We start from the raw sequence: 12,586 nt of genomic DNA, 5'->3' as shown, positions 1-12,586 counted from the left end.
AAATTGCCCGGGAAGAATTTAGAACAAAAAAACCGCCTGTTTACTCAGACGGTTTTAATTATTTTGATTTTTAACATAGTCATATATCAATCAATTCCGTCTTAGCAGAGATGATGATGATAATGATGTACTGTTAAAAAATTCGGTTTCATTTGTTTGAATTGTATGGTGCAAATTTAAAGCAATAAATTTTACAAATGCAAATATTATTGTAAAATATTTTTATAAAAATTCATTAATTGGTTGGCAATAGGTTCGTCATTAAACTTCTGAACAAACCCGAAACCCTTTTCCGCACGGCGTTTCCTCTCGGATTCGTTTTGCCATAAAAATTTTATTTTTGCCTGAATATCAAGAGGGTTTTTAGGATCTATATAAACCGAATCCGGCCCGCCGGCTTCAGGAAGACAGCTTGTGTTGCTTGTTATAACAACTGTTTTAGAAAATAATGCTTCAATCACAGGAATTCCGAACCCTTCAAATAAACTCGGATAAATGAAGATATCTGCAAGTTTGTAGATCGCAGCCAATTCATCCATTGAAACATTTTCAAGAAAATAAGCTTTTATCTTATTCTCACGGACAAAACGTTCTACTTTTTTGAAATATTTTGTTTTTTTGCCGACTACCACCAATGGAATATCCGTATCTTTTAATGCTTTAACAACATTCAGGAGATTTTTGCGCTCTTCGATGGTTCCCACATTTAATACAAAACGCTCAGGGAGATCAAATTTTTCTTTTGTCTGCTGAATAAATTCTTCCGGCTGCTTTTCTTTAAAAGCCTGATGGCAACCCTGATAAATTACTTCAATTTTGGATTCAGGAACCTTAAGAAACTGGATAATATCCTGTTTCGTTTGCTCGGAAATGGCGATGATTTTATCGGCAGTATCTGTTGCTTTTTTAAACTTCCAGAAATGAATTTTACGGTCAAAAAAAGAATAATACTGCGGATATCGTACGAAAATAAGATCGTGAATAGTCACCGTTTTTTTAATGGGCTTTTTATCCCATTTTAAAGGAAGTTCGCCAGATAGCCCATGGAAAACATCTGCGCTTTGCTGCTGCGCATCTTTTCCCATTTTCAGCTGGCGCGATAGGCTTCCTTTTGTTGTTTTTATGAAATGAACGTTCGGTAAATTGAGAAGATCAGCCGCTCTTTCGGATTTATTTTTGTTTAATAAAATGTATTCGTTTTCGGGGAAATACGTTGCCAGAATTCTCACAAGATCTCTCGAATAGTTTCCTAATCCTGAAGTATTATGGAAAAAACGTTTTGCGTCAAAAGCTATTTTCATGAGGTGATCTGTTTTTGAAATTCCTGGAATGTTCCAAATGAGTAATTTTTACTTTTTAACCATGATAGAAATTCATCAAAACGCTTGACCATATCTTCTCCGGAATTTTTAACGGTAAATCCGGGTAATTTAAAAGCTTCGTCTTTGATATCTGCAAATTCCCAGGGATGAAAATAAATATTCAGATACTGATCTTTTTTAAGAACATCCGAAGCCAGTTTTTTATAAAAAGACAAAGGGAAATTGTGAAAACTCAGCCAAAATAAAGGAATTCTGAAATTGGGCGAAACCGAAGCGGGAATCTGCGTTACATTTCCTTCTTTAAAATAAGTTCTGGAGACTTTGAGGTTATTGTATCTTCCCGGAAGAAAAGTAGGATTAATCGAAGAGTTGTACGAATATCCTGCATTTTCGACGGCGTTTTTACTTACCGGCATCATTCTCGGCATTCTCAATCCGGTCACTTTCGTGCTAGAAATTTCTTCCAGTTTTTCCTTAGACTGCTTCAGGTGCTCTTCTTTAAAATCCGAATGATACCAGGTATGAGAAGCCAGTTCGTGGCCTTCTTTAAGCAATCTTTCAATGAGATGCTTGCTGTTTTCAGCAAAGACAACGGTTGAAAAAAAAGTAGCTTTTGCCTGATGTTTGTTCAGAATATCTAAGATTTTTTCCAGTCCGGACTGAGAGATGGAAATCTGTTTTTCGAAAGATATTTCACCTTTGTATTCCAATGGCATATCAAATTCTTCGATGTCAAAACTTAATAAAACCATGTTAAAAATTTTTGTTTTTGATGATATAATTGGGTCTGTGTTTTACCTGTTTAAAGATTTTACCCAGATACATTCCGATAATTCCCAATATAATTAACTGGAGTCCGCCGAAAAAAACAATGGTCATAATCAGCGATGCCCATCCTGAAATTTCCGTTCCGACAATGAAAGAATGGATGACATACGTTGCGTATCCTATCACCGAAAGTCCGGAAAACAGGAATCCAAGATATGCGGCAATGTAAAGCGGTTTTACACTAAATGCCGTAATTCCCGTAAAGGCAAAAGTCACCATCTTTTTAAGATTATAACTGCTTTTGCCGGAAAGCCTTTCATTGGCAATAAAACTGATTCCTGTCTGTTTGAAACCCATCCAACTGGTAAGTCCTCTGAGAAAGAGATCATCTTCATTAAGATTCCTCATCACTTCTACGGCACCTGCATCCATCAGTCTGAAGTCTGAACCGCCCCCTTTTGTTAAATCAACATCCGATAAGCCTGAAAGGATTTTATAGAAAAAATCAGAGGTCTTTCTTTTAAATAATGAGATTTCTTTAGGATATTTTCTTACTGTGAACACAATATCATAGCCTTCTTCCCATTTTTTGATCATCTCAGGAATAAGTTCCGGAGGATGTTGCAGATCGCCGTCCATTGAAATGACTGCGTTTCCGGTGGCATTGTCCATACCGGCTTTTACCGCCGGCTGATGTCCGAAGTTCCTTGAAAATTCAATGAATTTTATCTCTTCAAATTGTTCTGAAAGCTCTTCCAGCTTTTGTTGGGTATTGTCCCTGCTGCCGTCGTTAACGAATATGATTTCAAATGTATATTGCTCCAGAGCATCAAAAATTTCTTTTATTTTTTGATGTACCAAAGCAACGTTCCCTTCTTCGTTATGCGCAGGAATGACGATTGAAATTTTCTTCATACTGATTATTCAAGGCTGTAATTTTTCTCAAAATCTTTGGTGAGAAGTTCATAGGTAATCCTCAGCCAGACTACGATGCAAGGTACGGCTTTTAAAGAATATTTAATGATGTAATGCTCTTTTACAAATTTCGGGAACAAATCTGAAGTTGAAAAACATGTGAATATAATTACGAACACCAATAATCCGATAACAAGAGGAGTTCTTTCTTTCTGAAGGAAAAACCAGATCAGTACACCGACTACAGCAATAATATACGTCGGAGACTCGGAGCTTGAGCTGAATAATACTAAAAACAGCAATGTAGAAGCTAAAATCATCAGCTGAAAAGCATACTGTTTGTATTGTTTGATTCTAAAATACGGTGCGGCAAAAAGCGGCAGTCCAAAAGCAAGAAAAACAAGATTTGAAATGGAAGCATCCCCCAGAATCCTTCTGAAAAAGCCCATTAATGAAATATCCTGCATATTTCCCAACACCTGGTTTTCATTGTTCTTTTCTACAATAGATTGAAACCAGTCTGCGTAACACTGGATCACAAATTTCGGACTTGAATACGCCATTGGTAACGCAAATAATACTACGGCTATGATTAATCCGGAAAGAATAAATTTTGTTTTATTTTTAATAAAGAAAAATTGCGACAGCCCTACAATTCCATAGATTTTTACGAAGACCCCGATCAGTATTGCTGTTACCGATTTTACTTCCTTTTTCTCGTAAATATAAACTGCCGATAAGAGTAAAAGTCCTGTAAGTGCTACGTTGAACTGTAAACTTAAAGCTGCCGTGATATATTCCTGAAGACAGAACAACCCAAACAGTGCCTTTTTAGAATCTGAAAAAGGCAGCTTGTGAATACCGTAAATAAGGATAAATGTATTGGCGGCGTTCCAGAGCGAAATTCCCAGCCAGTCCGGCATTACGGCAAAAGGTGCAATCAATGCACTGAAAAATACGCCGTAATGGTTTAAGTCAAAATAAAGCTCCGGATAATGGATGAACAGATTTTTCTGATGAATGGTATTAAAAAATACATTTTTAAAAATCAGGTAATTATTAATGGCATAATCTCCTCTTAAATATTTTGAGATTGCGGTAACGACGGATATAATAAGATAAACCCCAAATATATATTTAGGGTTTAATAGTATTTTAAGAAATTTTTCTTTCAAAATTTTGGTTTTAGTTTTAGAATGTATTCTTAAACAGCAACATTATTATCTCTCAAAGCATCATTTAAAGACGTTTTTTTGTCTGTAGATTCTTTTCTCTGGCCGATGATCAAAGCACAAGGAACCTGATATTCTCCGGCCGGATACTGTTTGGTGTAACTTCCCGGAATTACAACCGAACGTGCAGGCACTCTTCCTTTAATTTCAATCGGTTCAGGACCTGTAACGTCAATAATTTTTGTTGATGCCGTAAGAACGACATTCGCTCCCAATACGGCTTCTTTTTCTACATGTACTCCTTCTACCACGATACATCTTGAGCCGATAAAACAATCGTCTTCAATGATTACCGGAGCAGCCTGAAGCGGTTCCAGAACTCCGCCGATTCCAACACCGCCGCTAAGGTGAACATTCTTACCGATCTGCGCGCAGCTTCCCACTGTTGCCCAGGTATCAACCATTGTTCCCGAATCCACGTAAGCACCAATGTTTACATAAGAAGGCATCATGATCACTCCCGGAGCGATATAAGCTCCCTCTCTAGCCACAGCATGCGGTACAACTCTTACGCCTTTTTCAGCATAGTTCCTCTTCAAAGGCATTTTATCATGAAATTCAAACGGACCTACTTCAATAGTTTCCATTTTCTGAATCGGGAAATACATTACTACTGCTTTTTTCACCCATTCATTTACCTGCCATCCGTTTTCCGTAGGCTCCGCTGTACGAAGCTCTCCCTTGTCCACCAAAGCAATAACCTCTCTGATAGCCTTTTGGCTGTCTTCATTCTGCAATAATTCTCTGTTGTCCCAGATATTTTCAATTGTTTGTTGTAACGACATGTTTCTAGTTTAAAATTATTTGCGCCAAAGATACAAAAAGTTAAGGAAAATTTTCTGACTGTAATGAGCAGAATGCGGTCTAAAGAATGGCTTTTAAAGAATTCTTTTTGCGTGCAGATACGCTTTATTCCAGTATTTTTCTTTCAGGGATGAAATGATAACGCCTTTTGTTGTGGAAGCGTGAATAAATTTTACCTCCCCGTCATTTCCGATATCATGAACGATCCCTACATGGGAAACCCTTGTTCCGCCGGCTGTAGCAAAGAACAGGAGGTCTCCGGGTTTCACTTCTCTGATGTCTATTGTATTTCCGGTTTCGGCCTGGTCTGCTGATCTACGTGGAAGTTTATAATCGTTTTCTTCAAAAACCTTTACGGCGAATCCGGAGCAGTCAAATCCTGAAGAGGTATTTCCTCCGAATTTGTATGGTGCGCCCAGATATTTTTCGGCGTCTTTAAGGATTTCATTAATAGATTTTGAAACTTTGCCGTTGAATTTCGAGTCCAGGTTTCTGAGGTTTTCGGTATTTGATACAGCTTTGCTTCCGGAGCTTTTATTTGAAGCTGCTTTTTTCGAACTTCCGCATGAAACGGTGAGTAAAGATACAATGAGTAACGAATGAATTGTTTTGCTATTTACATATTTATAATTCAGACACTTCTTCATATTTCTTGATTTTACGGGCAAACGTGACTACAAATATAAATAAATTATGTTTTCCTTTTTGTCATTTCGTGGTATGAAATATCTGGAAATAAAAAAAGCTATTCAGATGAATAGCTTTGTATAGTGAATGATTGTATTATTTGGATGTTTTTTCACCTTTCCATGTTCCGGATCTCGTGGGTGACGGAACTGCATTTACCCATGTTCCGCTTGCTTTTTTATCTTCTCTTGTAAGCGTTCCCTTGAATTCTCCGTCCGCAGGTGAACCGATGGTGGCGTTAAGTTCGCCGGATTCGGTAAGGGTACCGGTAATGTAATAGTTTTCTGTGGTCTGTTCAGAATCCAGTGTTCCGGTTACTTTTCCGTCGCTTGCCACTACAATGTTCCAGCTTCCTTTTTCTGTTCCGGAGTAAGTTCCGGCCCAGGTACCGATAAAATCATAAATGGTATCTTCATCTTTGCCGCAACCGATGAATAAAAAAGCGGTGAACACAAGTAAAAATATTTTCTTCATAGTCTTTGTTTTATAAACAAATATGGAGAATATGGGTTTTTAATTAAATTCCTTATCTCCTGATTAATAAATGGGTTGTATTTTGATTTTCTTATAAAAATAGTCAGTTTTTACCTGTTTTTCTTCTATTTTTAATTATTTCCAAAGATAATAAAATATCTGGAATGAACTATTGTTGCTGAATTTTTTTAGAAAAAGTTTTTGTAGTTGGTTAGACGGATGTAAATGACTAACGTTCATCTCCGTAAAAATAGGATTATAAAAAAAAGAGTTACAATTTAATAAATGTAACTCTTTGTAAATGTGGAGAATACGGGGATCGAACCCGTCACCTTTAGACTGCCAGTCTAACGCTCTAGCCAGATGAGCTAATTCCCCTTTTACTGTTTAAAGCGGTACAAAAATAGCTATTTAAACCAAATGTGCAAACATTTTATTTAATTTTCTTCAGCATTTACAGCTAACCACCATTATTTCAGATATTTTAAATAAAAAAGCAGAACGCACATCAACGATGCGCGTTCTGCTTTTATATGTATTTACTAACTTAAATTATTTCCATCCTCCGCCAAGAGCCTGATAAAGCTCAACGGCAGCTCTCATTTTACTGTATTCTGCATTGGCAATATTCAGTTCTGCATTCAGTGAGTTTACGCTGGCGTTTAATACTTCAAGATAATTGGCCATCCCGTAGTTTACTAGCTCCTGAGAATATTCAACAGAGTTTTTATAGGCATTCAGCTCTTTTTGTTTTAATTCAATAAAAGAATCCTGCACTGAGAAAACCCTTATGGCATCAGAAACTTCTTTTCCTGCTGTAAGAACTGCTTTTCTGAAATTCAGATACGCTGTTTCCTGGTTGGCAAGACTTACATCATAATTGGTTCTGATCGCTCTTCTGTTTAAAATAGGCTGTGCCAGACCGGCCACAACATTGGCAAACAATGAGTTTACACTGAATAAATGGTCAATATCTACTGACTGAACTCCCCCGCTTCCGGTTAGTCTTAAAGTAGGATAAAACTGTGCTTTCGCAGAATTGGTTAGTTCAAAAGCATTGATCAGGTTGTACTCTGCTCTCATCACATCCGGACGGTTGGCCAAAAGCTGCGCCGGATATCCTAGTTTCACATCGATAGGAAGACGCTGGCCTTCCAAAGTAGATCTTTCGATGGTGTGAGAAGGCTCTCCCATTAGAAGGCTCATTGTGTTTTCCAGCAATTGAATCTGCGTATCGATATCGATCAGTAAAGATTTAGCGTTAAAAACTAAGGCTTCACTTTGCTGTACGGCAACCTCTGTTAAAGTTCCTGCTGTTTTTAAAGCTCTCGTTGTTTCGAGATTTCTTTCGCGCACCGCAATGGTTTCGGTAATGATTTTCTTCTGTGCATCATAGGTCAAAAGCTGATAATACGCCGAAGCTACAGATGCTACCAAATCACTTTTCACCGCTTTATGGGCAGCAATGGTTCCGAGGTAAGCCGCATATTGGGCTTTTTCCTGTGATTTCAGCCTTCCCCAGATGTCGGCTTCCCAGCCGATGCTTGCCGTGATATCAAACTGATTTACATATCTTCTTTCCCCGATAATCTGCCCAAATTGGGTGTTGATAGACTGGGTCTGAAAGGTATAGTTGGGCCCCACGGATAAAGTAGGCTGGTAAGCTGCTTTGCTTTGTTTAAGATACGCCTCTGCGGAAGCAATGCTCTGTAGGGCAATTCTAATGTCAAGGTTATTTTCCAGCGCTTTTGAAATATGTTTCTGAAGGATAGGATCGGTAAAGATTTCTTTCCACGAAACATTGGCGATATTCGTGCTGTCTGCAGGAAGCATATCGGTACGGTACAGCTTTTCGTCTACAACATTGTTGGGTCTGTTGTATTCCTTTCTCGCCATACACGATGATACTAAAGCAACAAGCACTATCGAAAAAGATATTCCTTTTATACTATTTAAAATATTCTTCATTATTTGAAGTTTAAGGTTTAAAGTCCATGGTTCCGGATTTTAATTTAACATTAAACCGAAACCATGAACATGCTTAATTATTCTGCTAAATTGATTTCTTCTTTTTTAATAGGTTTCACTTTTTCCTGCAGGTATTCGAAAATAACGTACAGTACAGGAATGACGAAAAGTCCTAAAATGGTACCTATCAATAATCCTATTGCGGCCCCCGTAGCGATGGATCTGTTACCAACAGCACCAATTCCGCTTGCTAATACCAATGGTAAAAGTCCGAAGATGAATGCAAATGAAGTCATCAGGATAGGTCTTAATCTCGCTTTGGCAGCATTGATAGCAGACATGACGATGGTTTCTCCGTGATGTCTCCGCTGTACGGCAAATTCCACAATTAAGATGGCATTTTTCGCTAAAAGCCCCACCAACATAATTAATGCAATCTGGAAATAAATGTTATTTTCCAATCCCATAATTTTCTGTCCGAAATAGGCTCCCATTACCCCAAGAGGAAGAGAGATAACCACGATCAGCGGAAGAATATAACTTTCATACTGTGCAGAAAGAATGAAGTAAACGAAGATCAAACTTAAAGCAAAGATCAGAACGGTCTGAGATCCGGAATTTAATTCCTCTCTGGTCAATCCGGTAAATTCAACATCATAATTTTGGTTTAATGTTTCTTTTGCCACCTGCTGAACGGCTGTAATGGCATCCCCGGAACTGAAACCAGCTGAGTTCGCTCCTGTTATTTTTACGGATGTAAATAGGTTGTAACGGCTTACCGACTGCGGTCCGTATGCTTTATTTAAGGTAACGAACTGGGAAATCGGTGACATTACTCCTGATCCTGTTTTTACATACAGTTCATTCAGATTTTCTATCTTCTGTCTGTTTTCAGGAAGAGCCTGAACCATTACCCTGAACTGTTTCCCGTATTTGGTAAAATCTGCGGTATAAATTCCCCCGATGTATCCCTGCATGGTTGAGAGGATATCGCTTACAGAAACGCCAAGTTGTTTCGCCAAAGGAACGTTGATCTGCATTTCATACTGCGGATATTTGGTATTGAATGAAGTCTGGGCAAATTCAATTTCAGGTCTCTGCATCAGCTTGCCGATGAATTCATTTGTTTTATTATCAAGGTCGGCGTATTCTCCTCCTGATTTATCCAGTAAGACCATCTCAAAACCGGCACTGCTCCCGAATCCGGGTACACTCGGCGGCTGGAAGAACACTACTTTAGCGTCGGGAACAGCTCCCGTAATACCGAATAGTTTTTTAGTAATATCTTCTGAAGTCTGTCCGTCCTTTTTTCTTTCGTCAAAAGGTTTAAGCTTAACGAATGCGAGACCATTATTGCTTCCGTTTCCGGAAAGGAAACCTCTACCGGTGGAAATCGTTACGTTCTGTACTCCCGGAACTTTTAAAGCTTTAGCCTGAAGCGTTTTTAAAGCATTGTAGGTTCTTTCCATAGAAGCACCCGGAGGAAGCTGAACATCGGTAAAGATAATCCCTCTGTCTTCCGTAGGTACAAATCCTTTTTTCATGGTGGTACTTGCCCAATATAAAATTCCTCCCGTAACGGCAAAAATAATCAGGGTAACCCATTTGTGTCTTAAAAGGAAAATAAAGCCTCTTCCGTAACGTTCCGTTGTTGTTTTGAAGGCAATATTAAATTTATAGAAAAACTTCTGAATGAAATTTAAATTTTTATATTCTGCATGATGTGCATCGTGAGGTTTTAAGAATAAAGAACATAAAACCGGACTTAATGTTAAGGCATTAATTGCAGAAATGATGATGGCTACAATAAGCGTAATCCCAAACTGCTGGTAGAAAACTCCCGTAGGACCAGTAATAAAAGTTACCGGAATAAATACCGATGCCATTACTAAGGTAATTGAAATAATAGCTCCCGTAATTTCATCCATTGCTTCCACCGTCGCTTTTTTGGCGTCTGAGATCCCATGTTCCATTTTGGCGTGTACTGCCTCGACGACGACGATGGCATCATCCACCACAATACCAATCGCCAGTACCAAAGCGAATAAGGTTAATAAGTTTAACGAATATCCGAATAAATTCAGGAAGAAAAAGGCTCCCACAATGGAAACCGGAACTGCAATAGCCGGAATAAGCGTTGATCTGAAATCCTGCAGGAAAATATATACTACAATAAATACCAGGATGAATGCTTCAATCAACGTATGAACTACTTTATCGATTGATGCTTCAAGGAATTCATTGGTATCGAAGTTGAATGTATATTTAATTCCTTCGGGAAAGCTTCCTTCTGCTGATTTCAGATATGTTTTAATATTTTTGATAATCTCCTGAGCGTTTGAACCCGGTGTCTGGAAAATCCCCATACTGATAGAAGGGTTGTTTCCGTTTTCCCCGATGCCCGTATAAGACTGTCCGGCAAGTTCTACCTTAGCGACATCTTTCAGCATTAGGTTTTGTCCGTCTCCGAGAGATTTGATGATGATGTTATCGTACTGTTCTTTTTCGTTGAATTTACCTACATATTTAATGATGTATTCAAAAGAGCTTCCGCTGTTCTGCCCGATGGAACCGGCTGCAGCTTCTCTACTCTGCTCGTTGATGGCGTTGGTAACATCTGTTGGAGTAATGCCGTAGGCTGCCATTTTTGCAGGATCCAGCCATACTCTCATCGAATAGTTTTTACCCCCGAAAACGTTGGCATCACCTACTCCGTTAATTCTCTTCAAATTCGGAATCACATTGATATTCAAAAAGTTCTGAAGATAAACATCATCAAGATCTTTATTTTCAGAATAGAAAGACATGTACATCAAGGCACTGGTCTGCTGTTTCTGGGTAACAACCCCTGAACGTGTTACCTCACTTGGAAGCAAAGGTGTTGCTCTCGTTACACGGTTCTGAACGTTCACCGCAGCAATGTCAGGATCAATTCCCTGTTTGAAGAATACCTGAATATTGGCTGAACCATCATTTCCTGCACTTGAAGTAATGTAATCCATCCCCTCTACCCCGTTGATCTGTTCTTCCAGAGGAACAACCACACTTTTCATAACGGTTTCCGCATTGGCTCCGGTATAGTTGGCCGTAACACTTACGGTTGGAGGAGCAATGTCCGGATATTGTGTGACAGGAAGCGCAGTCAGTCCCAGTACCCCGAGAATCACAATCAGGATTGAGATTACCGTGGATAAAACCGGTCTGTTTATAAAATTTTTAATCATTTTTTAGAATTTCGGTTTTATAGATTGAACTAGACTATCCATTTTTACAGGCTGCTTTTTAACGGCAGTTCCGGGCTTAAGACCTCCGATTCCTGCTGCAATAATGGTTTCTCCTTTATTAACACCGGATTTAATTAATGCCATATTGTCGATTCTGTCGATTACATTTACGACAACATTTCTTGCCGTATCGCTCTTATCAACTTTGTACACGTAAACAATACCCTGTTGTTCGTAAGTGGCACTTTCCGGAACAACCAGAACGTTGTCATAACGCTGAGGAAATCTTATGGTTCCGCTGTTTCCGTTACTTAAAAGTTTCTGTGCATTGGTGAAAGCTACTCTGAACTGTATGGTCCCTGTTGAAGGGTCAATTTGTCCTGTAATGGCTTCTATTCTTCCTTTTTCGGGATAAAGGCTTCCGTTGGCAAGCTGTAATTCAACCATAGGAAGATTTTTGATTTTTTCAGGCATTGTAGCGCCGGTAGATTTTTCAAGGAAATCAAAATATTCCTTTTCGTTCATTGAAAAGTATGCATAGATTTCTGAAGTGTCAGAAATAGTGGTTAAAGGCATCTGGTCCGAAGGACCTACCAGGCTTCCGGCTTTCAAAGGAAGTTTTCCGATGACTCCGGAAATAGGCGCACGGATGATGGAATATTCGATATTGGCTTGTACTCCTTTATAGTTGGCCACCGCCTGGCTTTTAGCCGCCTGAGCCTGCTTCAATTGGGCCTGAGCCTGGGCAAGATTAGCCTGGGCAGTCTGCAATTGAACATTACTGATGATATTTTTCTGTACCAGAGGTTTCAGCTTGTTTACTTCTACATTGGCTGCGCTTACAGCTGCCTGTGCTGCTGCAATATTGGATTCGGCAGCACCGATTCCCGCTTTTGAAGCTGCTGCATTTTCATTCAGGATGTTGGTTTCAAGGCGGAACAAAGGCTGTCCTTTGGTTACGTACTGTCCTTCGTCTACCAGAACCTGTGTGATATATCCCTGGATTTTAGCACGTACATCGTTGTTTACCCTACCCTGAATGGTTGCCGGGAACGTCTGATAACCCACTATATTTTTCGCTTCCACATTGATAACAGGATAGGGTTTCGGGCCGTCCTGTTTTGGAGCTTCTTTTTTGCAGGCTACTAGAGAAAGCGCCGCAATGGAAAGTATAACTAGTTTATTATTCATT

At 39.0% G+C, this 12,586-nt stretch carries 10 protein-coding genes and 1 tRNA gene; all 11 read right to left on the bottom strand.

Features of this window, described 5'->3' with window-relative positions; translation table 11 throughout:
- Positions 1-206: 206 nt before the first annotated feature.
- Positions 207-1,301 (bottom strand): glycosyltransferase family 4 protein, encoded by a 1,095-nt coding sequence (locus HHL20_RS07655; protein WP_169230560.1) that lies wholly within the window; start codon positions 1,299-1,301, stop codon positions 207-209.
- Entirely contained in the window at positions 1,298-2,074 is a 777-nt protein-coding gene (locus tag HHL20_RS07650) for a polysaccharide deacetylase family protein (RefSeq protein ID WP_169230559.1), read from the bottom strand. Before HHL20_RS07650 ends, HHL20_RS07655 begins: the two co-directional genes overlap by 4 nt.
- Position 2,075: 1 nt before the next feature.
- Positions 2,076-3,005, bottom strand: coding sequence for a glycosyltransferase family 2 protein (locus HHL20_RS07645; protein ID WP_169230558.1), 930 nt, complete (start codon positions 3,003-3,005; stop codon positions 2,076-2,078).
- Positions 3,006-3,010: 5 nt separating this feature from the next.
- Entirely contained in the window at positions 3,011-4,180 is a 1,170-nt protein-coding gene (locus HHL20_RS07640; protein WP_169230557.1) for a glycosyltransferase family 87 protein, read from the bottom strand.
- 29 nt (positions 4,181-4,209) lie between these two features.
- The gene (locus HHL20_RS07635) at positions 4,210-5,022 is read right to left on the bottom strand and encodes a 2,3,4,5-tetrahydropyridine-2,6-dicarboxylate N-succinyltransferase (protein WP_029293243.1); all 813 of its coding nucleotides are present in this window, start codon (positions 5,020-5,022) and stop codon (positions 4,210-4,212) included.
- Positions 5,023-5,115: 93 nt separating this feature from the next.
- Positions 5,116-5,688, bottom strand: coding sequence for a C40 family peptidase (locus HHL20_RS07630; RefSeq protein WP_169230556.1), 573 nt, complete (start codon positions 5,686-5,688; stop codon positions 5,116-5,118).
- Positions 5,689-5,824: 136 nt separating this feature from the next.
- Entirely contained in the window at positions 5,825-6,202 is a 378-nt protein-coding gene (locus tag HHL20_RS07625; RefSeq protein ID WP_169230555.1) for a hypothetical protein, read from the bottom strand.
- A gap of 304 nt (positions 6,203-6,506) precedes the next feature.
- Positions 6,507-6,580, bottom strand: a tRNA-Ala gene (locus HHL20_RS07620).
- A 174-nt stretch (positions 6,581-6,754) separates the two neighbouring features.
- Positions 6,755-8,170 carry a TolC family protein gene (locus HHL20_RS07615; protein WP_169230554.1) on the bottom strand — a complete coding sequence of 472 codons (1,416 nt, stop codon included), beginning with the start codon at positions 8,168-8,170 and terminating at the stop codon, positions 6,755-6,757.
- A 77-nt stretch (positions 8,171-8,247) separates the two neighbouring features.
- Positions 8,248-11,394, bottom strand: coding sequence for an efflux RND transporter permease subunit (locus tag HHL20_RS07610; RefSeq protein ID WP_169230553.1), 3,147 nt, complete (start codon positions 11,392-11,394; stop codon positions 8,248-8,250).
- 3 nt (positions 11,395-11,397) lie between these two features.
- A complete protein-coding gene (locus HHL20_RS07605; protein WP_169230552.1) occupies positions 11,398-12,585 on the bottom strand; it encodes an efflux RND transporter periplasmic adaptor subunit in 1,188 nt (395 codons plus the stop codon).
- Position 12,586: the final 1 nt, after the last annotated feature.

Source organism: Chryseobacterium cheonjiense, assembly GCF_012927265.1.
In the GTDB taxonomy this organism is placed as follows: Bacteria; Bacteroidota; Bacteroidia; order Flavobacteriales; family Weeksellaceae; genus Chryseobacterium; species Chryseobacterium cheonjiense.
The sequence above is the reverse complement of the archived record's forward strand: the minus strand, read 5'-3'. Positions and strand labels throughout refer to the sequence as shown.